The sequence below is a fragment of the Atribacteraceae bacterium genome, from assembly GCA_035477455.1.
Taxonomy (GTDB): Bacteria; Atribacterota; Atribacteria; order Atribacterales; family Atribacteraceae; genus DATIKP01.
Genome location: DATIKP010000162.1, coordinates 1 through 25202, shown reverse-complemented (window position 1 = coordinate 25202; position 25202 = coordinate 1). Strand labels below are relative to the sequence as shown.

23 protein-coding genes, 2 tRNA genes and 1 pseudogene are annotated in these 25202 nt (G+C 53.0%); 21 read left to right on the top strand and 5 right to left on the bottom strand.

The window, feature by feature from the left end:
* Positions 1–957 (bottom strand): CRISPR-associated endonuclease Cas3'' (locus VLH40_09720; GenBank protein HSV32278.1); only part of this gene is annotated, 957 nt, incomplete at its 3' end.
* Between the two features lie 283 nt (positions 958–1240).
* Here VLH40_09720 and VLH40_09715 point away from each other — a divergent pair.
* Positions 1241–1702, top strand: a pseudogene (locus tag VLH40_09715) (transposase).
* Between the two features lie 181 nt (positions 1703–1883).
* Here the strand turns inward: VLH40_09715 and VLH40_09710 are convergent.
* Positions 1884–1960: transfer RNA gene (locus VLH40_09710), tRNA-Arg, on the bottom strand.
* Between the two features lie 269 nt (positions 1961–2229).
* On the opposite strand from VLH40_09710, the gene nadA reads away from it, so the two are divergent.
* From nadA to VLH40_09610, 20 genes are all read left to right on the top strand, one after another.
* The gene (gene nadA / locus VLH40_09705; protein ID HSV32277.1) at positions 2230–4188 is read left to right on the top strand and encodes a quinolinate synthase NadA; all 1959 of its coding nucleotides are present in this window, start codon (positions 2230–2232) and stop codon (positions 4186–4188) included.
* Positions 4189–4316: 128 nt separating this feature from the next.
* Entirely contained in the window at positions 4317–5954 is a 1638-nt protein-coding gene (nadB, locus tag VLH40_09700) for an L-aspartate oxidase (protein HSV32276.1), read from the top strand.
* 138 nt (positions 5955–6092) lie between these two features.
* On the top strand, positions 6093–6965 hold the full coding sequence (locus tag VLH40_09695) for a tetratricopeptide repeat protein (GenBank protein ID HSV32275.1): 873 nt from the start codon (positions 6093–6095) through the stop codon (positions 6963–6965).
* A complete protein-coding gene (locus VLH40_09690) occupies positions 6962–7486 on the top strand; it encodes a GerW family sporulation protein (GenBank protein HSV32274.1) in 525 nt (174 codons plus the stop codon). The genes VLH40_09695 and VLH40_09690 overlap by 4 nt, the downstream gene beginning before the upstream one ends.
* Positions 7487–7702: 216 nt before the next feature.
* The gene (locus VLH40_09685) at positions 7703–8950 is read left to right on the top strand and encodes a pitrilysin family protein (protein ID HSV32273.1); all 1248 of its coding nucleotides are present in this window, start codon (positions 7703–7705) and stop codon (positions 8948–8950) included.
* Complete coding sequence (locus tag VLH40_09680) at positions 8947–10215, top strand: pitrilysin family protein (GenBank protein ID HSV32272.1); 1269 nt, start codon at positions 8947–8949, stop codon at positions 10213–10215. Before VLH40_09685 ends, VLH40_09680 begins: the two co-directional genes overlap by 4 nt.
* Positions 10216–10460: 245 nt before the next feature.
* Positions 10461–10538, top strand: a tRNA-Pro gene (locus VLH40_09675).
* 205 nt (positions 10539–10743) lie between these two features.
* The gene (locus tag VLH40_09670; protein HSV32271.1) at positions 10744–11781 is read left to right on the top strand and encodes a DUF1848 domain-containing protein; all 1038 of its coding nucleotides are present in this window, start codon (positions 10744–10746) and stop codon (positions 11779–11781) included.
* Positions 11782–11952: 171 nt separating this feature from the next.
* On the top strand, positions 11953–12084 hold the full coding sequence (locus tag VLH40_09665) for a hypothetical protein (GenBank protein ID HSV32270.1): 132 nt from the start codon (positions 11953–11955) through the stop codon (positions 12082–12084).
* A gap of 215 nt (positions 12085–12299) precedes the next feature.
* Complete coding sequence (locus tag VLH40_09660; protein ID HSV32269.1) at positions 12300–12482, top strand: hypothetical protein; 183 nt, start codon at positions 12300–12302, stop codon at positions 12480–12482.
* 182 nt (positions 12483–12664) lie between these two features.
* The gene (locus VLH40_09655; protein ID HSV32268.1) at positions 12665–13159 is read left to right on the top strand and encodes a transposase; all 495 of its coding nucleotides are present in this window, start codon (positions 12665–12667) and stop codon (positions 13157–13159) included.
* Between the two features lie 86 nt (positions 13160–13245).
* The gene (locus VLH40_09650) at positions 13246–13767 is read left to right on the top strand and encodes a hypothetical protein (protein ID HSV32267.1); all 522 of its coding nucleotides are present in this window, start codon (positions 13246–13248) and stop codon (positions 13765–13767) included.
* A 133-nt stretch (positions 13768–13900) separates the two neighbouring features.
* Positions 13901–14842 (top strand): CRISPR system precrRNA processing endoribonuclease RAMP protein Cas6, encoded by a 942-nt coding sequence (gene cas6, locus VLH40_09645; protein ID HSV32266.1) that lies wholly within the window; start codon positions 13901–13903, stop codon positions 14840–14842.
* 14 nt (positions 14843–14856) lie between these two features.
* A complete protein-coding gene (locus VLH40_09640; GenBank protein ID HSV32265.1) occupies positions 14857–15606 on the top strand; it encodes a WYL domain-containing protein in 750 nt (249 codons plus the stop codon).
* A 123-nt stretch (positions 15607–15729) separates the two neighbouring features.
* Positions 15730–15891 (top strand): hypothetical protein, encoded by a 162-nt coding sequence (locus VLH40_09635; GenBank protein HSV32264.1) that lies wholly within the window; start codon positions 15730–15732, stop codon positions 15889–15891.
* A gap of 34 nt (positions 15892–15925) precedes the next feature.
* Positions 15926–17482, top strand: a complete 1557-nt coding sequence (locus VLH40_09630) for a hypothetical protein (GenBank protein HSV32263.1) — start codon at positions 15926–15928, stop codon at positions 17480–17482.
* Between the two features lie 26 nt (positions 17483–17508).
* A complete protein-coding gene (gene cas7i, locus VLH40_09625; protein ID HSV32262.1) occupies positions 17509–18576 on the top strand; it encodes a type I-B CRISPR-associated protein Cas7/Cst2/DevR in 1068 nt (355 codons plus the stop codon).
* Positions 18573–19343: a CRISPR-associated protein Cas5 gene (cas5, locus tag VLH40_09620; protein ID HSV32261.1), complete on the top strand. Its 771-nt coding sequence runs from the start codon at positions 18573–18575 to the stop codon at positions 19341–19343. Before cas7i ends, cas5 begins: the two co-directional genes overlap by 4 nt.
* On the top strand, positions 19324–21702 hold the full coding sequence (cas3, locus tag VLH40_09615) for a CRISPR-associated helicase Cas3' (GenBank protein HSV32260.1): 2379 nt from the start codon (positions 19324–19326) through the stop codon (positions 21700–21702). The genes cas5 and cas3 overlap by 20 nt, the downstream gene beginning before the upstream one ends.
* Positions 21703–21797: 95 nt before the next feature.
* Positions 21798–22808, top strand: coding sequence for a hypothetical protein (locus VLH40_09610; protein HSV32259.1), 1011 nt, complete (start codon positions 21798–21800; stop codon positions 22806–22808).
* A 14-nt stretch (positions 22809–22822) separates the two neighbouring features.
* Here VLH40_09610 and VLH40_09605 read toward each other — a convergent pair whose 3' ends face one another.
* The 3 genes from VLH40_09605 to VLH40_09595 all read right to left on the bottom strand — a co-directional run bounded on the left by VLH40_09605 (position 22823) and on the right by VLH40_09595 (position 24251).
* Positions 22823–23239, bottom strand: a complete 417-nt coding sequence (locus VLH40_09605) for a DUF86 domain-containing protein (protein ID HSV32258.1) — start codon at positions 23237–23239, stop codon at positions 22823–22825.
* On the bottom strand, positions 23232–23666 hold the full coding sequence (locus VLH40_09600; GenBank protein ID HSV32257.1) for a nucleotidyltransferase domain-containing protein: 435 nt from the start codon (positions 23664–23666) through the stop codon (positions 23232–23234). Before VLH40_09600 ends, VLH40_09605 begins: the two co-directional genes overlap by 8 nt.
* A 90-nt stretch (positions 23667–23756) precedes the next feature.
* Positions 23757–24251, bottom strand: a complete 495-nt coding sequence (locus tag VLH40_09595; GenBank protein HSV32256.1) for a transposase — start codon at positions 24249–24251, stop codon at positions 23757–23759.
* Positions 24252–25202 lie beyond the last annotated feature (951 nt).

Genomic DNA, 25202 nt, shown 5'->3' with positions numbered 1-25202 from the left:
CAGGGCTTTCTTTATCTCCTTTGCCGTCTGATCTAAAACCGACAGATATGGAATAACATAAATGATATGCTCCATGTTATGCTCTTTGGCATGATTCAACGCAAAACGAAGGCTGGAAAGAGTTTTTCCTCCACCTGTCGGCACGTCCAAACGATAAACACCACGAGGACGCACTGAAGCATTCAAGCATTTCTCAGAAATATCATGGCGGATACAGGTAATTTCCGAGCCATCCAGAAAAGTCGTAATATGCTGTTCAAGCCGCCTAGTGTATTCTTCCCACGGTGGAACTGAAAGCTGTGTCTCAGGCATTTTCCCTATTTCAAAACAGTACGCATTGTAACGATCAGAGTCAACCAAGCATGAGAAAACACTTTTGACAAGCATATGAACCATAAAGAGGATGTTCAGCTTTTCATTCTTGCAAACCTCTATAAAACCTGATAGCTCCTCGCGGCAGGCACCCATCAAATCCTTTAAATTCTCGGTAAGGACGCTCTCTTTTTCAAAAGCTACCATAACTTCTTCATAGTTAAGCGCGTCCTTATCGGTGGTGAGCCTGTTTCGAAGCGACGTTTCTCCTTGCGATGAGATACTATCCATTAGCCCGCCATGATGCCCCGCAATACAAATAGCGATTATCTCCGCCGCCAATACCAAGAACAGTTCTTTTTCACTCAGAGCGGCTTCAAAAATATATTTTGCCCCTTGCGTCGCGTGTATGACCGAACCCCTGCGCCGCGCATTCCCGCCATCCTTTTTGCTTTGGACGCTGATCCTGAGATATTGAATAAACTCATCGGAGAATTTGCCCATGTCGTGGAAGAAAGAGGCGGTGCGTACCAATGCGGACGAACGGAACTTCCCACCAAGTATGCTCGCATATTCGGCGGTTTCCTTTAAATGATCGGCTGTCAGTTGCTCTCTGCCATCGGTCGCAATCCTTGATATGTACACAAAAACCCTCCTTCCCACTTCTGTGTACTGTACCTATTCAAATTTAAGGAGCTACCCTCAAAGTTATGTATAGCCAAATAAAAACCGGTGGCGTATCCTAAGGTGAAGTTCCTATGAAGAAATCACCTCGCTCCCCGAAGAGAAGACGGGTCATGAGTAAAGCAAAGCCCGTTACCGAGGAATGGTCAAAGGAACCGAACCAAACCGATGGAATCAACCCGGACAGGCTTGATCCCTTGACCGAAGTCTTGAGAAAGGGACTGTGTGGGGTGGGGGGGGTAGCTGGGTGTATAAGACCGCTAATGTCCTGGACAAACTGCCCAAAAGCGTCCAGAAAAAAGCCCAGGCCGACCTCCACGAGATCGAGATGGCCGAAACCAGGGAGGGGGCGATCAAGGCCTTCAACTTGTTCATCACTAAATACCCGGCCAAGTACCCCCAGGCCACCGACTGCTTAGCCAAAGACCGGGAGGCACCTTGCCTTCTACGATTTCCCGGCCGAACACTGGAAGCATCTGTGCACCACTAACCCGGTAAAATCCACTCATGAGCTACCGTCAGGTTGCAAACCAACAAGACCCGCACAACTGCGGGTCACGAGTGACCGTCCTCAGTATGGTCCTTAAGCTCTTTCTCAGTGCCGGGAAACGGTGGAGAAGACTGAAGGGAGTTCCAACGGTTAGCAGAAGTGGTGGAGGGAGTTATATTCGTTGATGGAATACGCCAAAAAGAGGATGCCGCCTGATGGGTCATACCCAACATTTGACATTGGCTCAGATGAAAAAGGCCAGGCCTAAGGCCTATCCCTTTTTGGTTTAGTGGGCCCTCTTTAGCGGTATTGCTCCCTGTTTGCTCCCAAAACGCCTCACAAAATTAAAACGGCAAGGACCCCCAACTCCGGAAAGCCTTGCCGTTACTGGTTTTTATGGCGCGCCCGGAGGGAGTCGAACCCCCAACCTACGGATCCGTAGTCCGTTGCTCTATCCAATTAAGCCACGGGCGCGCTTTCGGAACTGAGCGATTGTATCATGTTCTTTCGATAAATTCAACGATCGTTCCCACCTGCCGGATCCGTTTTCTCCATTATTATGGTTCAGGAATATCGGTAAGGTGACAATTGAACCCTCTGTCAATGTTATGTAAAATGATGGCAGCTTGGGAAAACGGCCGCGCTGTCTATGGTCTAAGGACCGGAGCGGATAACGGAAGCGCTCCATAGGAGCGGCGCATGACCGGGGCATGGCCAAGACCCGGTGATGGAAGGTGAAATTGGTGGATGATCGCGAACAAAAACGATTGCTGGATGCGGCTGCTCCGCTTATCGAGATGGCTTTGGTTGAAGACGGAGCGTGGGAAGACCCGACCAGTCGGGCGATTTTTCCGGCCAATGAAGAGGTGGACGCTTGGATTGTCGCCAAGCAGAAGGGGGTAGTGGCCGGTCTCGCTATCGCCGAAGTGGTTTTTCAACGTATCGACTCCGACGTTCGTTTCGAATCTCTGCTTCGGGACGGCTGGCCGATCATGCCTGGAGAACGGATCGCCCGTGTCCGGGGACGGGCGGTAAGCGTCCTTGCCGCGGAGCGCGCCGCTCTGAATTTTTTGCAGCGGATGAGCGGGATTGCGACGGCGACGGCGGCCTATGTCGATGTGGTGGCCTGTACCGGGACACGTATTCTCGATACCCGCAAGACTTGCCCTGGTCACCGGGTGCTGGATAAGTACGCGGTGCGGATGGGCGGCGGAGAAAACCACCGAATGAACCTGAAAGATATGGCTCTGATCAAGGATAACCATATTGATACAGCCGGTGGGATCGGGAGGGCGATCGAGCGGGTCCGTTCCTATGCCCCGGATTTACCGGTGGAAGTGGAAGTCCGAACCATTGACGAACTTGCGGAGGTTCTTTTGATCGATCCGTTCATCGAGAGGATCATGTGTGACAATATGGATCTGGCGACTCTGCGCCAGGCGGTTGCCCTGGTCGACGGCCGGATCCCGATCGAAGCCTCCGGAAAGGTCTCCTTGGAAGGATTGCCGAAAATTGCCGCCAGCGGGGTAGATTTTATCTCAGTGGGACGTCTCACTCATTCCGCTCCGGCCCTCGATCTCAGCCTGGAGATTTTTCCCGGGGGAACAGGTGAGACGCCTGAGCGGGACCACGGCGACCGGATCCGCGAAATCAAGCGCCACTTCGGTGATGATTTGGTGATCCTGGCTCATCATTACCAGCGGGATGAAGTCGTGGAAGCGGGAGACTACCGGGGTGATTCTCTGGAATTGGTCCGTTTAGCCACCCACACTCCGGCCCGCTACATCGTCTTTTGCGGTGTGTATTTCATGGCCGAAACCGCGGCGATTCTCGCCTCACCCGGGCGGCGGGTCGTTATACCGGAACCGACAGCGGGCTGTTATTTGGCCGATACCGCTTCACCCAGCGATGTCCAAACAGCCTGGTCGAATCTTGCCGGAATTTTCGGCCGGGTTGATCAGGAAGTCACACCCATCACCTATGTGAATTCGAGTGCTTCTCTTAAGGCCTTCTGCGGACGCTATGGGGGATACGTCTGTACCTCAGCCAACGCCCGTGATATTCTGGAACGGGCATTGCGCGAACGGCCCCGGGTCTTCTTTTTCCCCAACCAGCATCTCGGGCGTAATACCGCGGCAGCGTGCGGCATCCCCGCCGAGGAAATCCTGCTCTGGAATCCGGGGCATGTTCCTTTACCGAACCGTGTCCAAAACTCGCGGGTCATCCTTTGGCCGGGGGCTTGCAATGTACACCGGCGGTTTCGGCCGGAAATGGTCCGGACGGTCCGGGAACGTTTTCTCGGAGTCAGGGTACTGGTGCATCCCGAGTGTGAACGCTCTGTGGTCCTTTCCGCCGACGAGATGGGATCGACATCGGCAATGATCCGCCGGGTCACCGAAGCACCAGCCGGAAGCCGCTGGGCGATGGGTACGGAGGAGCGGCTGGTAAACCGGTTACAACGGGAAAACCCCGCTAAAACGATTGTTCCCCTTTCTCCGGTGCCTGCCGTGTGTCCGACTATGAGTCAAACCACCCTTGCCTCGCTTCGGGCTGTTCTCGAGGAACTTGTGCTCGGGCGGGTTCCCAATGAAATCCGGGTGGACGAAGAGACCGCCCGCCATGCGAAAGCGGCTTTAAACCGGATGTTATCAGTGAGGCGAGAAAACCTTGACTCAGCTTGCGAACTTGCGCCGGATGTTTGATCCGGAGGTGCCACCCTCCGGAAAAAAAGGATCGTTGACGGAGATTGTATGTTCATCTATCTTATCGGCGGAAGGTCCTGATCGTAGTGGTAGAGTATTTTCGGTGTTCTAACTGAGGAGGTATTCCCGTGCCCGTTGAAACTGATGTTTTAGTCATCGGTTGTGGTATTGCCGGTGCGACGGCAGCTTTACGCCTGGCTGAAGACTCGACCCGCCAGATTACGGTCATCACCCGCCAGAATGATCCGGAGGAGAGTAATACCCGTTATGCTCAGGGGGGAATCGTAACCCGGGGATCCGGGGATTCGGTGGAATTGTTGGTGAAGGACATTCGCGAAGCGGGTGTTGAACTCTGTTTGCCGGATTCGGTTGAATTATTGGCCAGGGAAGGTCCCCGTCTGGTGAAGCGGGTCCTGGCGCGGGAACTGGGAGTGCCGTTTGACCGGGACAAGAATGGACGCCTGCTCTTTACCCGGGAAGGAGGACACACCGTTTCCCGGATCCTTCACGTGGGAGATACGACCGGCCAGGCGATCGAGCGGGCGCTGATCAATAAACTCCGGACTTATCCCAATGTTCGGTTCATGACCGGACATACAGCGGTGGACCTGATCACCTCACCGCATCACAATCGGGATCCACTGGCCGTATATCGCCCGATTACCAGCCACGGAGCCTATGTACTCGAACGGGACAGCGGCCGAATATCCCGGGTTCTGGCTTCGGTGACGATATTGGCCACAGGCGGGTTGGGAAGAATTTTCAGCCATACCACCAACCCGGAAGGTGCCCGGGGAGACGGCCTGGCCATGGCCTACCGGGCCGGTGCCCGAGTGGTCAACGCTGAGTATATCCAATTTCATCCCACGACGCTCGCTGTGCCGGGAACAGATAATTTTCTGATTTCCGAAGCGGTTCGCGGGGAAGGTGCCCGTCTGACAACACCGGATGGCCGCCGGTTCATGAACGAGGTCGCTCCGGAATGGGGAGACCTTGCCCCGCGAGACGTCGTCGCCCGGGCCATGCACCACGAGATGCTCCTTCACGGCTATCCGCATATTCTTTTGGACTTGACCGGAGCCATGACCGCCGACCAAATCCGCAACCGCTTTCCGGCGATCTACACCCGCTGCCGCGAGGCGGGGATCGATATTACCGTTGAACCGATTCCGGTCGTTCCGGCTGCCCATTATTTCTGTGGAGGGGTTTTGGTGAACAATCGTGGCCGCACCTCCATCGACGGTCTCTATGCGGTGGGGGAGGTGAGTTGCACTGGCCTTCACGGAGCCAACCGGCTGGCTAGCACCTCGCTACTCGAGGGTTTGACTTGGGGATATCGGGCCGGAGAGGACATCGTCCGGCGCGGGGACTTACCGGGCGATTCCCGTCCGGAGGTGCCACCCTGGGAAGCGGCGAAGGCGGCATTTCCTGACCCGGTTCTGGTCTATCAGGACCGGCGGGCTATCCAGCATCTGATGTGGCTTTATGTTGGTTTGTCCCGGAACCGGGAACGCTTGAGCCGGGCTTTGCGGGATCTCAATCATCTTTGGGGGTCCATCGAGGAATTCTACCGCGCCAGCGCGCTCAACGATGACTTGATTGGCTTGCGGAATATGGCCCAAACCGCTTGGATCGTGACCCTGGCCGCTTGGCACAACCGGCGGTCGCGGGGCACCCATTACCGGGAGGACAAAACGGAACCTTCTCTGCCATCAGTCTGGAATAACGGAGGCATCTCCACCGGCTGGGTCCCCTTCCACGATTGACTCCTTTGGTATATGAAAAGAAGGGTCGCCGAAGAGGACCGGGCTAAAAGAATTTACCTCAGGCCCCTTGCAACTTTTTTGAAAAGGGCTTACTCTGAAAAAGCAATGAGTGATCGATGGGACAGGAAAGGGGGGAAGATGGTGAAACGTCTCGCCGGAGCGTTTCTTGGTTTTTTACTGTTGTTTGCCGTTACTGGTCCGATAGGCGCCCTGAATCTGGGGGAGGAACTGGCAAACATTTTTTCCGAGGTCAAGGGGACTGTTACGGTGGGTGAGCCGGTCGTATATGGTGAACATACCATTATTCCTGTTGTCCGCTGGCGATTATTTGCGGCAGGGAGCACTCCGGGAAGAGGTTTTGACTGGCAAGCCGGCGGCGTGGAGATCGAGCCGCTCGCCCTGATCCTTCTCACCAAAGACACTTTTCAGGTGATCAGGATCGCCGAAGGGTATCTCCCTCCCGATGAACTCGCCGAAGAGGACGTTCTCCCGCTTGGGGACGAGGATTTCGAGCGGCTTCTATCCGAAGGAAGTGCCCTGATGCGCTCCGGCATGCTGGAACAGGCCCGGGAGATTTTTGAAATCCTGGTTCGTTCCCGTCCCGATTCAGCTCAGGCCCACGCCATGCTTGGCCATGTGTATGGCCTGTTGGCCGAGAAGGCGCCGGAACTGGGGGAGAAGATCCGCTATGGTATGGATGCTTTCCGGGAGTTTGCCCGAGCCCTGGAAATCGATCCGGAGAATCCTCACGCTCTGATGGCCCGGGGTTACGCCCGCATGATTGTTCCGCCTCCCCTGGGCGGGGTCGAATTGGCCATTGAGGATTTTAGTTTGGCCCTCGAACATGACCCAAACTTGGTTTTAGCCATGACCGGCCTGGCGGAAGCGTACCTGTCCATAGGGAACATAGATCGGGCCCGGGAACTCTTCGAGCAGGCGCTCTCGATCGAACCGGAAAATGCGCAGGCGTTACGAGGTCTTAACAAGATCAAGGAAGGTGGGCACCAATGAAAAAACTCTTTCTATTTATGTTATCGGTGATCATGGTTCTGAGCCTGGGAGCGGGTACCCTGGCCCAAGAAACCCAGTCATCCGCTGTCACCGGAATGCTGGATACCATTTTGGCTCGGATAACCGGATTGATCAAACCGGACACCTTAATCGGGAACCCCATCACTGTTGAAGGAATCACTTTCGTTCCGGTCATCCAAGCGTCGATCGGTTTCGGGGGAGGAGGCGGCGAGGGACCGGTGGATACCGGTTACGGAGCCGGAGCCGGAGCCGGATTGGAGATGGAGCCGATTTCTTTCCTGATCATCAAGGACGGTGAAGTCAGCCTCCTTTCCGCGACGAAGCCTCCCTCTCCCTGGGTGGATATCATCATGGAATTTTTACCCATGATCATGCAGGGGATGGGAGACATGACGGGGATGATGATCCCGGATATGATGGATATGCCAGAGGACCCCTCCTGGATGTTTGAGGATGTGCCTCAGGAACCCGCCGATTCACTCCCCCCGTTGGGCGAATGACCCGGTACTTCAAACCGCAACCGGCATTTCGCACCGGCCGGTTGCGGTTTTTTTTGCGCTTTTCCTCTTCGGTTGATAAGACTTAATTTCTCTGATCATAGCATTTGACTAACTGGATACGTACCCCGGCATCGAGATATCTTTAACCATTAAGGATGGTGACCCCATTGCTCTGGAAGTGGAGTAAACCGCTTCGTACTTCAGGAGGTTCGTAAGTTGGTAATTCCCTATTCTAAAACCGTTTTTCCCAGCGGCTTACGGGTCGTCCATCGCCGGGTTGCCTCCCCTTTGGTGGCCCTGCATGTCTGGATCCGGTCCGGTGTTCGTCATGAAAGCCGGGACCAGGTCGGGATAGCCCATTATTTCGAGCACATGGTCTTCAAGGGGAGTCACCGCTACCCCGGTTCCCAGCTTTGCCGCCAAATCCAGGCGCTGGGGGGAACCATGAATGCCGGGACGTCACTGGACACCACCGACTTTTACTTGGTAGTACCCCACGATTTCTGGCAGGATGCGGTTCCCTTTATGAGGGAGTTGATCTGGGAAAGTTCCTTTGACCCGGTGGAAATGGAGAACGAAAAAATGGTGGTCTTTCAGGAGATGAACATTGAAGAGGACGACCCTGAAGAAAAGTTGAGCCGCATCCTATACGAAACGGTTTTTGCGGATACACCTTACGCCCGGCCGATTTTGGGAACCGAAGAAACCATACGAACGATCACCGGTGATGACCTCATTAGGTATCGGGAGCAGGCCCTGCATCCGGCCAACATGGTTGTAGTTGTAGCCGGAAACTTACCGGTCGAGGAGGTCTTGTCCGTTGTGGAGCGCGATTTTGCCCCTCCGCCCGCGGTGGATGCCGCCGTACTCGATTCCTTTCCTCCTCTCCCGGAGCGAGGAGGGGAAAAAATCGAACACGGTATGGATATCTCGATGACCTACGGCGCCTTGGGGTATCTGTGCCCAGGGATCAAGGAAGACAGTGGATATGCTCTAAACCTCTTGGCTGGGATCCTGGGGGAAGGGATAGCGTCTCGCCTGAATCTGCGTTTGCGGGAGGATAAGGGTCTCGTCGATGCCATCCAGGCGGCATATCTCCCTTATGAGAAGGCCGGACTTTTTTGTGTAATCTTTTCTTTTCTTGAAGGAAATACAGAACAGGTCGAGGAGGCGATTCATGAGGAAATGATTCGGGTCATGGCCGAACTACCGCTACCTGGGGAAATTCAACGAGCGATCAATTTACTCAAAACCGCTTTCTATCGGGCCTTTGAAACGACTCTGGGCAATGCGGAAATCTTGGGACGTCTGGACTCGATCGACAACATTGACCGTCTTTCCCGCTATATTCCACTTATGGAAGGGTTACAGGCCTCTGATCTCCGGGAAGTGTTGATACGGTATTTGGACTGGGACCGTTGTCATCGGATCGTAGTCCATCCTCACAGGATGAAGAATCAATGAAAGACCTTTTGTCCGGAACCCAAAAAATAAAGTTCGCAAACGGATTTACCCTGTTATTGACCCCGATTGACGAGAGCGCTCTGGTTTCTTTCAACCTCTGCTTGGGAATGGGCAATCTTTATGAAGAGGAGGGGGAAAGAGGATTATCATCTCTGATGCAGGAAGTCATTACGAAAGGAACGGGACTGAAAAAGGCGGAAGAACTGGCTACTTCCCTGGAAAGCCTGGGTGCGAGTTTTGACGCTTCAGCGGGGTATTTTGCTGGTCGAGTGCACCTGGTCGGTCCGGCGGAAAATTGCGGGGAGATTTTGCCCTTGTTTTTCGAAATTGTTCTGGACCCGGCTTTTCGGGAAGAAGAGACGGTAAAAGAAAAACTCTACCTGCAAAATCTTATTCGCTCACAGGATGACGAACCACTGAAAGCGGCTACCATTCGCTTTCAGAAGGCTTTTTACGGCAGTCATCCCTTTTCGATATCTCCCCTGGGAGTGATAGAGGATCTGGATCGTCTGTCTTCAGCCCGCCTCCGGGAATGGCATACGACCATCTATCAGCCGGCAAACATGGTGGTTTCGGTAGCCGGACATTTTCAACCGGAGAAGGTTACGCAGGCCTTCGAGTTGGCCTTTTCAAGTCTTCCCTCCGGAGTGAAGCCGATACCGAAAAAACACAATCACTGTTGCGTGATACCGGAATGCCTGGAGAGAAGATCGCTTCGAGACTGCTGGCTGGTTTACGGAATACCGGCTCCGCCATTACAGGAACCCCGGGCTCGCTCTGCTTTTGAGATTCTGAATACCGCCCTGGGGGGCGGGCTTTTCTCTCGGTTGTTTTTGCGTTTACGTGAAGAGAGGGGTTGGAGTTATCACGTCGGCTCTCTGTATGTACCCCTGTGCGGGCCATCCTTTTTCTGTTCCTTCGCCGGGTTTCTCCCCCGGCATTTCCGGGATGTCCAGGACCTTTTACGTCGGGAGATTGAGGGAATGGGATCGATAGACTCCCAGGAATTTCAGGAAGCAAAAAACTATACTCTGGGAACCTATCTGACCCAGTTCGAGGGTGTCCAGTCGTTGGCGGCTTTGCTGGCTTTTTATGAAAAAATCGGGCTGGGTTGGGATCATATTTTGACCTATGAAACGATTCTCAGGCAGATGACCCTTGAAGAGGCGATCCGGGAATTCCGTATATACCAGGGGCAAAACGGGGCAATGGGAGGGATCGTTCCCTGGGATTGGGAGGGATCGCTGGTTGGAGAAATATTTTAAGGTGGGATCTTGACAAATATGAAATCCATGGTTCAATTGTTGATTGATAAACAGGTTATAAGTTTTACGTAGCGAGAAATCCGCTGTGGAAACGGCGTCACAAATATAAAGTGTCTTTCCCCTCCTTGCACTATGGGGGGAGCCGGGCTCCGGCCCGGCTCCCCCCATAGTGTTTTTACTCCCTTTTTTGTGAGCTATCGGTTACCTTGTTCTTTTACCCGGGTTTTGGTATACTTTTTAGGCGTCGGGGCGTAGCGCAGCCTGGTAAGCGTACCTGCCTTGGGAGCAGGGGGTCGGCCGTTCAAATCGGCTCGCCCCGACCATGATTAGCCTTTTCTCCGGTTTTTTCTCTTCGCCTTGGTCCTGCTGAGTTCGTTGTCGGCCACTTCCTCCTGTATAAATAAAACAGTGATCGGTTAAGGGTAGCAGGGTGAAAATTCATGTTCATTGCCGTCGGATACCGGCTGGTTGGCTTCGCTGGAACACTGAAGCGGAAGAGAAGACGAAGGTTACGAGCAAATAGAAGAAGTGGGGGTTTATAAACCCGTGATTATCAGCGCCAGCCGGCGGACCGATATTCCGGCTTTCTACTGGGAGTGGTTTATGCACCGGGTCCGGGAAAAGTACGTGGTCGCGGTCAATCCCCTGTTTAGAAATCAGGTTTTCCCGCTGTCCCTGGACCCCCGCGATGTGGAGGCGATCGTCTTCTGGACCAAGAATCCGGCTCCCTGTTTAGACGGTCTCCCACAGCTTGAGGAAGCCGGCTTTCGGGGCCGGCTCTTTTTCCAGGTGACTGTCAACCCCTATACCCAAACCCCTCTTGAAGAGAACCTGCCTTCTTTGGCCGAACGGATCGAAGCCCTGGCCACCCTGGCCCGGCATATCGGCCGGGAACACATCTTCTTCCGCTACGACCCCCTCCTCTTGGCCCGAGGTTCCCAGTGTATCGATGCCGCCTATCACAAGGAACAGTTCGGTTTTCTCCTCCGGAAGATCGCCCCCTTTGTCTCCCGGGTGATCACCAGTGTCGTCGATACTTACCGCAAGTCACAGGTCAACTTCCGCCGCCTCCTGACAGAGCACAACCTCGAGGTGTTGATCCCGGATTCTACCGTCCTGGGGACACTGGCTCAAATACTGGTCGAAGAGGCCGCCGCACAGGGTTTACAGGTCTATAGTTGCGCGGAAGGGGGCAAGACCCTGCAGGTTCTAAATCAGGCCGGGGTTATTACCGGAAGCTGCATCGACCTTGCCTATATCGGCGGGTATCTTCCCACTCCTGTTATCCTCAAAGACAAGCAAAAAGATCCCGCCCAACGCCCGGCCTGTGGTTGTACAAAAAGCCGGGACATCGGAGCCTATAACACCTGTCTGGCCCGCTGTAAGTACTGCTATGCGACTGATTTCCGGCTCACCCCCCGGCTCATCGATCCTCGGGTTGATCTCTCGCTAGATGTGATCAACCTGGACGATTCACTAAGGCGCAGAATAGAGAAACTCCGGGATGAGCAGCGGGAAATTCCTGCAAATAAGCGAGCCATACTCAAAACTTGTGTATACAAATAAAAGCCGGTGGCCTACCCTAAGGGAAAGTTCCACCAAGAAATTACCTCGCTTCCCGCAGGGAGGATAGGCTATGAAACAAGAAAAGCACGTTAATGAAGAATGGCCTACCTGTGCCTGCCTGCGCGCAGGCAGGCGTTGCACGCAGACAGGTCAAAGGGAATCAACCCGGACATGTTTGATCCCTTAAGCGAAGTGTTGAGAAAGGAAGCCACCTTTCCCGCCCGCTTCACTTCGGGAATCCTCCCCAAATACCTTCACAAGACCAAGAACTTGGAAGAGTTGATCTCCTGGCTCTCCCGGTAGGGGATCTCCCCCCCATGACTTTCCGGAAACCCTCGGGGCTTTGCTGGGAACAGGCGCCCCCGGCCTTTCCCCTCAGACCATCAGAGACGGAAGGCCCAGTGGCCGGAGGAGGGCACCGCCTGGCGGAAACGGGGCCTCTTCGGTAAAGGTTGCCTCTCCTGGTGGGGTGGGGGGGTACCTGAATCCCCCGGGGGGAGGAGAGAAGCAGAGTCCTGGTGGTCATCGGAGCCACTGCTGATGGAGAGAAAGGGCTAATAGCTCTGGAGGACGGCTACCGGGAGAGTGAACCGCCCGGGAAAGAGGTGCTCTTGGTTCTGAAACGGCGGGGTCTGAGCGCAGGTCCGGAATGTGCGGTAGTCTCGATGACGGTTATAAAATGTACAAAAAGGGCGGTTTAAATTTGCACCCCCAACTGTATATTTTTGACCGCCCTTGACATTCGCTCCCTTTCGTAACTGCGGCTCCCGGCTGACGGTGCTCAGTATGACTTTCCAGCTCTTTCTCAGCGCCGGGAAACGGTGGAGAAGACTGAATGGAGTTCCAAGGTTAGCAGAAGTAGTGGAAGGAGTCATATTCGTCGATGGAATTCGCCAGAATGTGGACGCCGCCTGATGGGTCATACCCAACATTTGACATTAGCTCCCAAAAGGAGAACGATAGGTCGCAACTGGAACTGGAACAGCTAATGGATTTCGAAGCACGCTATAGCCGCATCGTCGCCCTCGGGTATGAGGAAAACCCCTCAGCAATAGAGGGAAAGCCCAAGGGCAAGCGGGGCAGAACTAAAAAGACTAAAGCCAGGAACCTGGTGGAGAGATTGGACAACCACCGCCAGGAAACGATAGACTTCATGTACGATTTTCGTATCCCTTTCGATAACAACCAAGCGGAACGTGATATCCGTATGATGAAGGTCCAACAAAAGATCTCCGGCGGCTTTCGCATCTGGCAAGGCGCCCAGGTCTTCTGCCGGATCAGGGGCTATATTTCCACTGTTAAGAAAAATTCCGTCCCGGTATTGGGGGCAATTCGTGATGGTCTCCTGGGTATGCCTTTTGCTCCTGCCGATGCCTGATCTCCATGCTATTGCGTTGGTGGCCTGAGCAGTTACTTAAGTGGCATTAATTGAAGGGTTCAGGGTTCAAAACTATAAGGTCTTACATGTGGTACAAAGCTCAGAGGTGGATTTCACAAACGGGTCTTTGCCGGCTCAGCAGGAGGATCAATCAGGTTCGAAGTCTATTATCGGGAGAGTCCGATTGGTCGGCCGTAGCCATTCAGGTCGGGCGCCTATTGAGGCTTCAAGGCACATTGATCGCTGCTCATGTGCAGCGCCGGGTCCGCGAGCAATATGGCGAGCGGAAGACTGTCTCCCGGGCAGCCCGCCGCGTGCTGCGCTCGTTCCGGGACTGGGGTGTACTGCAGGACGGCAGGTCAAAGGGTATTTATACATCCGGCACAACACTCTTATTAATTGAAGACCCGCAACTCATCGCCTGGCTGACCGAAGCAGCACTTCATGCCCGCGCCAACGGGGCGGCTCCGCTTAAGGCGCTGCTTGACAGCCCGGGCTTCTTCCCCTTCCGGATCAAACCGGTTCAGGCTGAGAGTATTAGAGCAACTTCTCCCAGACTAGACATTCTACGCTACGGGCTCGATGACGACCTTGTCATGTTAAAGTGACGTTTTATCAGACGCGCCAAAGTATGCAATTCGCACTACTTGCTACGAGGGTGAAGTTTCGTAACCGCGTTGTTCGCCTATCTCAGAAAGTTGACCATGATGAGGTGTGTCAAAGGTAAAGGAGGCTGGCCATTTGTTTGATTTTTTTCGTATTGCCCGGTACCGTATAACTTTAGCTGCCGGAAAACAGGGCTTGATTCTGCCCCCCTATAAAGGCGCCACATTTCGTGGCGGCTTTGGCACCGTTTTCCGCCGTATCGCCTGTGCCGTGCGCGGGCAGGATTGTTTAAGCTGCCTGCTCAAAGCGCAGTGTCCCTACGCCTATATTTTTGAAACCTCTCCGCCGGAAAACAGCCAGGCGCTAAGCAAATATGAAAGTATCCCCCGTCCTTTTGTCCTCGAACCACCAACGGAGACAAAAACTTTCTACGCCCCCGGCGAAACACTTGACTTTCAACTCCTGCTCTTCGGCCGCGCCATCCAATATCTCCCTTATTTTATCGTCGTTTTTCGGGAAATGGGGGAAACCGGACTTGGTCGCGGCCGACGTCCTTTTGTTCTGACAAAAATGGCCGCGCTAGGCCGGCAGGAGGCAGTGGAGATTTACTCAGCACAAACCAATACCATTCGCCACTTGGACCAGTCTGACACTTACTGCCCGCCGCAGTTTCCTCCCCCCTCGCAAATACAGGTCAATTTTATAACACCCGTCCGCCTGATCGATGACGGCGCCTGTGCCACTGTTCCTGAGTTCCATATCTTATTTCGGCAAATTATGCGCCGTATCTCCGCCCTAGCCTATTTTCACCACGGACAGCGGCTGGAGGCTGACTATGGCGGCCTAGCCGCGCGTTCACGACAAATCAACCTGTCAGCCAACAAGACCAGTTGGCAGGAACTTGAGCGCTACTCCCGTCGCCAGGACCAGCGTATCAACATAGGTGGTTTGGTCGGTGCAGCGGCCTACCAGGGAAACTTGACTGAATTTATGCCTTGGCTCGCCCTTGGCGAATACGTCCATGTAGGGAAAAACACCGTTTTTGGTCTGGGCAAATATGAACTAACCCTCCCGTAAAGGGGAATAGCAGTTTGCTGACTGGATTTATCAGCAGAACTTTGCCATTAATTATTTCTTTTGGTATGATGGCGCCAAGGGAAGCAGTTATGAACAAGGCTAACAAATCCCGTCGATTAACCGGTGTCATGAGCATCTTAAATCAGGGTAAAGCCGCTTCGGCAAAAGAAATCGCCGCCAGCCAGCCACTGCTTAACCAGGAAGGGATTGCCATATGCCGGCAGCTGCAGTCGGCCCTGGTCAAAGTGGAAAGCGTTATCCGCAGCGGTGCCGATACTCATGCTTACAAGCGCTTAAAAAGGCACTTTACCTATCTTAGCTCGCAGCAGCGGGATTACTCGCCCTGGCAGGGGATGATTGCCACCTTAACCGACTGTATCTGCCGCAGCCGCAGTGTAACAGCCGTTTATGACTCTTACTCCGGCGGCAAAGTCACCGAGCGCATCCTTGACCCTTATCATCTTTTTTGGGGGGGGGAAGGCAACCTTTATCTTGCCGCCCATTGCCATCTGCATCACGAAGTCCGCAATTTTCGCATCGACCGGTTTAAGAGCGTCAAAGCCCAAAATAACCTGTTTGCCCGCGACCCCTCTTTTAATCTGGCAGATTATCTGAAACCAAGCTTTCGCGTCTGGAGCGGCACAGAGGAAGTCAGCGTCCGCTTTCTTGTCTACCCTCCGGCGTCCCGCTTCTTCCGTGAATCCAGCTACCATCACTCACAACAACTTGAGGAGCTGCCGAAGGCAAAATTATTTGCACCCTAACCGTCTACAACAGCCCGGAGATCAAAAGCTGGCTCCTGAGCTGGGGGAAGCAGGTGGAGCTGCTTGAGCCGCAGGAACTGCGGGAGGAGATAAAGGAGGAACTGCAGGCTGGGTTAGGGATGTATGGGTAATATTGATTACAGTTGGTCGGACATCTATATTCACTCTACACCAGTGACGCTTCCAATGGCGGTTAATGAAGCGCCGCCAAAATATGACATTACACCTGAAGACGTTGAGGTTGAAGAATCTGTAAATGTTGTCTGGGAAATCAACGGAGAATAGGAATGAGCGAAGAGGTTTTAGGAGGTGAATAAGTATGCTAAATTGGACCGGGCATCCGTTGGTGGATGTGGGGACTGCCGCTTTATGCGCCATGAGCAAAAAAGATGACCCCCGAAACCTTATGTTAGAAGATTTGGATGCGGCGGCCGACCGGATGAGCGAATATTATTTTAGCGGCTTGATGACCAGTTATAATTCCTGTGTTTTTACGATGAACGCTTATGACAATCCATCGTCCGGACCAGAAAAAAGAAAAGAGTATGAAGGCAGGGTGCTGCGGGCGCACCGCTCACGGTCGGATCCAGGGGCAACACAGTATACCTGCCCGTTTTCCGGGGAAATAGCTTCCCACCTGATTGAAAGAAGGCAAATGCCGCTGCTTACCGGCGAGGACGTGTTAAATTTCTATCCTGCCGGTCGAGGTTTTTTGCCAATTTTCGGCCCTTACCTGGTAGCGCTGCAAGCGCTCCCGTTAGGAGGACGGCGCATTGAGGGCAGGCTGTTGATCGCCCACGGAGATGATCCTGCTATTACCTTGGCCTTTGCCGAGAAGTATCTGGCCGACAATCAACGGCTGCTAAGTCTGGTTAAAAGCGGGAGCTTGCCTTTAACAAAGGGCCCTTCTTCTGATTTGGAACGAGAACAGGCGGCTGTTGATGCTAAAAAGAAGACAAAGTACCCTGATGCCAAGGCGCCAGGCACATTGATCGTGAATGACCTCCTGGAGATCTATCGTGTGCGCATGGGGGGAGAGTTTAGGTCTCGCCCGGATGTGTCGGTGACTGCCTATTGGCTGAGCAATTCCGGGCAGGGACCTGCTTTGGAAATCTTTCATCTCCCGGCACAGGTGACACGGTTTTTAAGGATCGTGGACGCCGCGCCGCATGGGACGCGGTGGCGAAGCCTGGTGGCTAAGGCATGGCGCTCACCTTACGTAAAGGAAGCGTCAGATAATGAAGGAGAAGAGAAAAAGAGCGATCGTAAAAGAAAAAAACCGGACACGCCGCAGTTGCCAGGCGGACCTGGTCGTTCGCGGAACGACATCATGGCTGACTTATTTGCCATTTATGAGCATGGATTTATGGATGCTGCCGCCGCCAAGAATTTCTTAAGGCGGCATTTACTAAGAGACACTCTGATTTCGGGAGTTTTGAAATTACGGGGGCCGGAAACGACGGATTGGCCCTTAACGGCAATATTTATTAAAGAGGTGATGGGCATGGATGAAAGGCGAATTGAAGCGATCAAGCGGTTCGCCGATCGTTTGGCGGAACATATCAGCCAAACGAATGACAAAGGGTTGTTCCGCGGCCTGGTTTACAGCCAACGGCCTTGGGAGGTACGCAACGCTTTGACCAAAGCGCAGCGCAATCAGGCCAAAGACTACGGTCGATTACTCTTTGGGCTGGAAGAATACCTGGATGTTTTCGAAGCCGACAGCGCTGTCGGCTTCGGCGACTGGAGCCTGTCGAGAGATTTGATTTCCATCCGGCTGGTGGAGCAGCTTTACAGCAAAGGGTTTTTTAGCCGGGAGGATAATCGCGAACTATTGACTGAACCTGAAGCACGAGCAGACGAAGGGGTCACTTAAAAATTCTTTACGAGGAGTGATTGATAATGGCTTTTCTGGCAGGACTAATGGTTTTGGATGCCCCGGCCTCCGCCCTGAATAACGCTGGAGCTGATGCCGGCGCCCGAACGGACAATACTATCGCTGTGAAAAAAATCAGGACGCCCCAAGGGACATTCCCATATGTATCTGCGCAAGCCTTTAGGTACTGGCTGCGTACCGGGCTGGAAACTGCCGGCAGCGAGTGGGTAGCGGCGCCCGTATTTCGTGAAGGCAAAATAGCTTACACTGACGCCGACCCCGTTAAGAACTGGGACGACGATCTTTTTGGTTACATGCGCGCCCCCTCCAAAAGAGCAGATGCTGTAAAAGCTGCGGAGGCAACTCCGCTGGAGAAAGACCGGGAGATTACCCGTGTTTCTCCTTTTCGGGTGGGAACTTTTGTGGCTATTGCTCCGTCACCCATTGTCTCCGACTTCGGGACCATGACCCGCCAGGATGGCGATCCGGTTCCCTATGAACATGAGTTTTACCGGGCGCATCTCCGGGGCCTATTTTCTCTTGACCTTACCTGTGCCGGGACTTTTTTTGACAGCGAGCGGGTGGGTTATAAAAACTTAGATGTGCACCGTCGGGAGAAGGCAAAAGACGAGGGGTGCGCGCAGGTAACGGTCCGCAAGCAAAAGGCGCTGCGTTTACCTATCGAAAAACGTTGCCGGCGTGTGTCTACTTTAGTTGGGGCGCTGGCTGAACTAAACGGCGGAGCGAAGCAAGCGCTTCATTATACTGATTTAGTCCCGGCTGTAGTCTTTCTGGCCGTGGTGAAAAATGGTAACAATCCATTTTACCGGGTGTTGAGGGCTTCAAAGACCCACCAGACCGAATTTGACCGGGAAGCATTTGCCGAGATTCTTAGAGTTTACAAAGACGACTTCCTGTCCGACATCCATGTTGGATGGGCCAAAGGTTTTCTGGATGAAGAGCGCCAAGCCTTGCAGGAGGCTATCTTTGCTCATTCTACCGGTCTTGCGATTCATTTGCAGCATCCCCGGGAGGCGATCCAGGCGGTGGCCGGCCGGTTGGCTGACTCGAGCAATGAGGCCTGGTACACATGAGAGTAGCCAAAGTACAAATTGAAGCACCCATCACCTCGTTTCGCTATCCCCATTTTTTGATTGGCCGGCAGGCCGGCTTTGACATGCCGCCGCCTTCGACCATTTACGGCCACATAGCGAGCGCGGTGGGCGAATGGTTCGACCCGGCAACCGTCAAGTTTGCCTACCAATTTAGTTTTCAAGCCAAGGGGAGCGATTTGGAACATCAGCATGTAATTACCAGGGGTGGACAAAGTTTTAAGTGGGGAACCAAAAAATATCCTGTTTCCACTCAGGCTGTAGTTCAGCCTCACCTGCGCGACTTTTTATTCGGGTGCCGCTTGACCCTTTACCTCGACCCGCCCGATCTGGCCGAAGCTTTTCGCCATCCGGCGTTTTGCGTAAATTTAGGCCGGTCTCAAGATCTGGCGAGCGTCATTTCGGCTGAGGTGGTGGAGCTAGAGAGGGCAAAAGGAGCCTATCTGGAACAGACCCTGCTGCCGTTTAGCATGCGGCCCCTGCTGGGACGCGGGGTGACAGTCCTGATGCCCCGTTATATAGAACCGCCGCCGGACCGGGAGCCCCACTTTAGCCGGTATATTGTGCTTTTTGAGCTGGTTTACGCCGGTGAGGTTTCCCATACCAACAGACTGCTCCATTATGAAGGTCGATCAGCGGAGGAATGGTTAGTAGATCCATCTTCACCCCCAAAACACGAAGGGGTAAGAAGAGGGCTTATTTTTCACTCTTTTGTCGGAGATGAGGATAGTGTCGCTGGATTTCGATGATTTTTGGGCAAAAAGTCGGAACGAACAGGCCTCCGCCGGGGAGACATTGGTCAGCCACACCAGGCAGGTGCTTGCCAATGTTATTGCATTGCGCACACGCCTGCCTGAATTGGCCAGGTTCGCTCAAATGCCGCGTTTCTGGCCGCGCATGGCCTTGGCAGCCGTTCTCCACGACCTCGGAAAATGTGCGGGCGGATTTCAGCAGATGCTGCGGGGTAATGGAAGTTTTCCATACCGGCATGAAGTCCTTTCTGCGGCCTTCCTTCCTTGGCTTATAGGCAGCGATCCGCATCAGGACCTGCCATGGGTGGCTGCCGGGATACTCTCCCATCATAAGGATTTTTCGACCATGGAGAGGGATTATTCGCCGGGTTGCGACTGGGAAGAGCCTCCTTTGCCTGATTCGTTAGCACAAATAGCTTTGGAACTGGACGAAGAGTTTTTTCAATTTGCCCCGAAGATGCTCCAGCAAGTTTTGCTGCCGCTGCTTGACGAGTGTCCGCTGCCTGCATCTCATGAACGGTTCATCTTTTCGCTCTCAGACAATGCCTTTAATCAGTCAACATTCCCGGGCTTTGCCCGGCAGGCGCTGGACGCTTACGCTCAACTGGTCATCCGCCTGCGCAAAGAGGAGGCACACTCTTCAATTGCCCTGGCCGGGCGCTTCACCCGGGGCGTGCTGATCTTGGCCGATCATGCCGGGTCAGCCTGGCAGACCTTTGGCAATCTGGAGGCGCTTGCTTCTTCCGCCACCATGGCAAAAACACTGGCTTTACCGTTGCCCGCCGAAGGGGAAGACAAAATTTATGCTCATCAAACCCGCGCCGGCAAAATTTCGGGATGCGCTATACTGGTAGCACCGACAGGAAGCGGCAAGACCGAGGCCGCACTCCTATGGGCTGCCGCAAACGGTCAAAAATCAGCTGGAAGTCCACCGTTATTCTATGTGCTTCCTTACCAGGCAAGTCTGAACGCGATGCGTAGCCGCTTTGGAGAGCACTTCGGTGATGACCGGGTGGTGCTGCAGCATTCCCGCGCTTTGCAGGCCCTTTACCGCCAGTTATTGGACCGTGGTTACACCCCGGGAGAAGCAAAAACCCAGGCCACCCGGGAGATCAACCTCGGCAGGCTGCATGTTGCCCCGGTGCGAATACTGACACCATACCAGCTGTTGCGGGGCGCATTCCAGCTGCGCGGCCACGAAGCCCTTTGGACAGATTGCGCAGGCGCCCGCCTGGTCATTGATGAAATTCATGCCTATGAACCTGGCCGGCTAGGTATGATCCTTGCCCTCTTGGAGCATCTGGTACAGGATTTGGCGGTAAACGTACTAGTAATGTCGGCCACATTGCCTTCAGTACTGACAGAGGTTTTAAATGAAAAGCTTGAATACCCCATGCCGATTATAGCGACACCGGAAACATATGCAGCCTTTCGCCGTCACCGCTTACATCTACGTGCGGCAAATTTGCTGGATGAAGAGACAGTAAAAGAGATCCATCGCAGGGCAAAGGAAGGGCTGGCAGTTCTGGTTGTAGCGACCACTGTGCAACGTGCCCAATTGATTTGGGAGACGCTGAATGCCGTTTTAAATGGTGATGTTCAGGTGGAACTGCTTCACGGCAAGTTTTGTCCCCGGGATCGTTTTGCTAAAGAGCAGGGGCTGTTGCGGCAGGTTTCCACGAAAAACGCCGCAGGCAATAAAAAACCGCTAATTCTTGTGGCAACCCAAGTGGTAGAAGTCAGCTTGGACGTAGATTTTGACGTCTTGTATACCGACCCGGCGCCCTTGGAAGCATTGTTGCAACGCTTCGGACGGGTCAATCGCGGCCGCCGTTACCGGGAGCGCGATGTGGTAGTTTTAACTGAGATTCCAGAACGTTGCCCGGTTTATGCGGAATCTTTGGTTGAAAAGGCTTTACAGCAATTGGCGCCGATAGATGGGCAGATAGTGAATGAAGCCAAAATCCAAGATCTATTGGATAACGTTTACAGCGGTGCGGTGTCCCATTGGTGGAAGAGCGAGGTGCTGAAGGCTGCGGAAGCATTTAAGTCCGAGGTTTTGTCCAGTCTGTATGCTTTTGATACTGACGAACGGTTGGAAGATAAATTCTGTGAAATGTTTGACGGACAAGAAGTCCTGCCGATGGATCTATACGATGAATACCAAGGGCTGAGTAAGAATGACCCCTTACAAACCCAGTCGCTGTTAGTCTCCGTGAGCAGAGGGCAGCTTTGGCGCCTGCGAAAGGAAGGACGTCTGGAAAAAGTAGATCGGCATTTATGGGTAGCCCAGGCCCCTTATGATTCCCGCTTCGGGCTGCAATTGCAGCGGGAACTGATGCATGAAACCGGATAAATTTGGTACTAGCTGAAGAAAATGGACCTCCTGGCGCACAGGCCTGAAAACACAGGGATGAAAGGACAATGATATTTAGAAGGGAGGCGCCAGCTATGACAGCCTACACAGATTATAGCCTTGATGAAAAATTAAGGGAGTTTGAAAAGGAACGAAAAAATTATCTTACAGAAGCGATTGGCCTTTATAATGAGTTTATAAGGCGGTATTCTTTCAGGGAACATCCGGAAAAAATTGACGAACTTACCCCTGAAAAAATCTATAACCCAGGAGCCCAAGATTATTTCATAATCTGGATTGAACTTAAACTAAGAAACCTTGGCCGTATATCTGTGGGGAGTTCGCTTTACGCAGAATCCGCCAGGGGAAACCCTGAAAAATTCAAGCAGCTGCTTAAAGTAGCCATTGACCCTGCTTTAAATATTGCGGAAAAAATAGATGCTCCATGGGAAAGCATACGCGGTTTTGGTGGAGATAAGCTGGTGGCTAAAAAAATAGTGTTCTGCTATAACCCGGAAAAAATGCTCCCTATTTTCAAAACCGACCATCTTGAGCATTTTGCCAGTTGCCTGCAGATAGACTATATCCAAGGCGCACATGGCAAGTACGGGAAAAGCTATAACATGCTTTCTACCGGCCAGAAGTGCGAACTTCTTAACGGTATGCTGTTTGCCGTGTTTAAGTATCAGGAAACAGAAGCCGGCATATATGAAACGTTGCTGCCAGCCAGATTCCTTTATGAAACTTATCCTCCGCAGAAATCACCCGCCTTAACAAAGAGGGCAAAGATGGAACCGCTCCACTCCCTGGGGGCTTTATTTCAACCCGAATGTGAACAAGAAGTGGTGTACCTGTTCTCCGTGCTTCACCGCGACTTGGGCTTCCCTTATGTGCTGAAATTGCAAACAGCGTTTCCTGACTGCGTGGTGATAAACAAAAACAGGGAGACCAAAACTATTGAATTCGAGGTTATAGCCAGCGATTTTATTCACCACGGTCATCCAAAAGAGGGATGTGATTTTATAGTCTGTTGGGAAAACGACCTGGACGAACCGGTTGAAGGAATGCCCGAAATTATATCGCTAAAAGATTACGTTAGCCAGTAGCAATAACTGGGCATCTACTGTACATGTTCGACTACGTACTGACAAAATAATTCTAAATCAATAAGCCGTGTCTGCAAAATATGATAAAGTTCCTCGGGGGTTACTTTGTTATAATCATGGATAAGACGGTTTCGGTAACCTGCCATGCCGGTAATTTTGTTGGCATAATCCTCCGGCAACAGGCCGCTTTCCTGTAGCATCCTGATTACTGAACGATAATCCGAGGGAACGCCTGAGCCAGATTTCACCAACATATGGCGACCTAAATCGAATAATGCTTCTAGGGCACGGCGCAACCTGTTTTCGGCAACATCTATCGCGTCCTCACTGTTGCAAAATTCTTCCTTTGGCATTTCAGCAAGTAATTTTAACCTCTTTACCGAACGACGAATGATATTTACTCTTTCTGTTACCAGGGCAAGGCTATACAAGTGGGCGTTCCTCCTTGATTGCTTCAAATAATTCCTGCCGGGACATTTCCAGGTGATACTTGAAGTCCAAGTACTCACCGGAAGTAATATACTCGAAGTCGGTACGAAGCTCTTCATCACTGGAAAAGATGACCTCCCCGGTTGATATGGCCTCAAAACGTACCGGCAACGAAACGGTATGCAAAAACAACAGATCTGGTTCCAGGGGTGATAATACCTGAGCCAGGCGGGGGTACAAATCCATGTACAAGTCTACTTGATGCTTGGCTGGTTCTTTAAGCAGAACGGCCAAGTCTATATCCCGGGCCAGCTCCTTATTGTTAAGATAGGAGCCGAAAAGGTAAACCGCGACGATTTCTGGATACGTATTAAATATTTTTGTCAGCTCGTACCTTAAAGAATTTTCCAACATATTATTACGTTTCATGTATGCCTCCAAAGGGCAATAATCGGCTTCTGTCCATCATTATTTTAGCAGGAAAAGCAGGAGCTAATGTCAAATCTTGGGTATGACCCATCAGGCGGCGTCCTCTTTTTGGCGTATTCCATCCACGAATTTGACTCCCTCCACAACTTCTGCTAAGCGGGGTACTCCATTCAGTTTCCTCCACCGTTTCTCTGCACTGAGAAAGAGCTGTAAGACCATGCTGAGCACCGTCACCCGGGACCCGCACCGCAGTTCTTGGTCTTGTTGGTTTGCAACCTGACGGTACTCATGAGTGGATTTTACCGGGTTGGTGGTCCGTAAGTGCTTCCAGTGTTCGGCCGGGAAGTCATAGAAGGTCAGGAGCACCTCCCGGTCTTTTTCCAGGCAGTCGGTAGCCTGGGGGTATTGGGCCTGGTACTTGTTGATCAAGAGAGCGAAAGCCTTTTCGGCGTCTGTCTTGGTTTCGGCCATCCCGATCTGGTGGAGGTCGGCCTGGACTTTCCCCTGCACGCTTTTGGGGAGATAATTAAGCACATTGGCGGTCTTGTGCATCCAGCACCGCTGGGGGCGGGTGTCCCCAAACACTTAAGAGAGCGCCTTCCAGAACCCCAGGGCGCCGTCCCCCACTGCACACAACACGGCTCCCCACTCAGGCCCCGATGCTTCAGATCCAAGAGGACTTCCTTCCAGGACTGTTCGCTTTCCCGGTAGCCGTCCTCGAGGCTCAGGAGCTCTTTCTCGCCGTCTTCGGTGGCTCCGATCACCACCAGGACACAGGTCTTCTCGTCCATCCGGGCGTTCAGGTACACCCCCCACCCCACCAGTAGACATAGTGCTTCCCGGAGAGATCCCGCTTCCGCCAGGCCTGGTATGCCTCCGGCCACTTGGCCTTCAGCCGGACCACGGTCTGGGGAGAGGGGAGCGAGGTGATTTCTTCATAGGAACTGCACCTTAGGATACGCCACCTGTTTTTATTTGGCTATACACAAGTTTTGAGTATAACTCGTATGCTCTGGGGAGACCAGTATGACAACGAACCTGGGAAACAGGGGAGGGCATCAGATGGAATACAGGGAGTCCGATCTACTTTATCTGCAGAACTACGCCTATGGGTGAGCATGGACCGGTGGTTTTTTAACTACGGCTAAACTATCATTTCTTGGTCGGTGTTTCAACCTCTGGATTAGCTTCCTTGGCTCTGCCAAATATTTTTGTACTATAGAACCCCTACCCAATGCGAAAGGTCGCAAAAAGCGGAAAAAGTCTTTAAGCCAGTGGCAGCGGCTACTGTGATGAGACTAAAGGAAGACCAAACAGCCGGCCTTATTTCCCAGTCGCCTGATGAAGAACCTGCAGCAACGTACAAAGGCACTTATCTTCTCATCAGTACCGTTCGTGCCGCTTCAGAGTAAGGGGGGGATTCATGGAACCTCCCCCCCTTCCCGCACAAAACAGCCTTACAATCCCGGTGTAGAGGAGGAGCCTTTCCTTGTGGTGGTCCCGGCGGCCCGTTGCGGTGTTCAGGCCAAGGTACCG

What these genes read in the sequence shown, in the direction of transcription:
- VLH40_09650 (HSV32267.1), top strand. Translation starts at nt 13,246, where the DNA reads ATGTGGTACAAAGCTCAGAGGTGGATTTCACAAACGGGTCTTTGCCGG.
- cas7i (HSV32262.1), top strand. Translation starts at nt 17,509, where the DNA reads ATGGCTTTTCTGGCAGGACTAATGGTTTTGGATGCCCCGGCCTCCGCC.
- cas5 (HSV32261.1), top strand. Translation starts at nt 18,573, where the DNA reads ATGAGAGTAGCCAAAGTACAAATTGAAGCACCCATCACCTCGTTTCGC.
- VLH40_09630 (HSV32263.1), top strand. Translation starts at nt 15,926, where the DNA reads ATGCTAAATTGGACCGGGCATCCGTTGGTGGATGTGGGGACTGCCGCT.
- VLH40_09600 (HSV32257.1), bottom strand. Translation starts at nt 23,666, where the DNA reads ATGAAACGTAATAATATGTTGGAAAATTCTTTAAGGTACGAGCTGACA.
- VLH40_09610 (HSV32259.1), top strand. Translation starts at nt 21,798, where the DNA reads ATGACAGCCTACACAGATTATAGCCTTGATGAAAAATTAAGGGAGTTT.
- VLH40_09695 (HSV32275.1), top strand. Translation starts at nt 6,093, where the DNA reads ATGGTGAAACGTCTCGCCGGAGCGTTTCTTGGTTTTTTACTGTTGTTT.
- VLH40_09655 (HSV32268.1), top strand. Translation starts at nt 12,665, where the DNA reads ATGGAATTCGCCAGAATGTGGACGCCGCCTGATGGGTCATACCCAACA.
- VLH40_09665 (HSV32270.1), top strand. Translation starts at nt 11,953, where the DNA reads ATGTTTGATCCCTTAAGCGAAGTGTTGAGAAAGGAAGCCACCTTTCCC.
- VLH40_09690 (HSV32274.1), top strand. Translation starts at nt 6,962, where the DNA reads ATGAAAAAACTCTTTCTATTTATGTTATCGGTGATCATGGTTCTGAGC.
- VLH40_09635 (HSV32264.1), top strand. Translation starts at nt 15,730, where the DNA reads ATGGGTAATATTGATTACAGTTGGTCGGACATCTATATTCACTCTACA.
- VLH40_09680 (HSV32272.1), top strand. Translation starts at nt 8,947, where the DNA reads ATGAAAGACCTTTTGTCCGGAACCCAAAAAATAAAGTTCGCAAACGGA.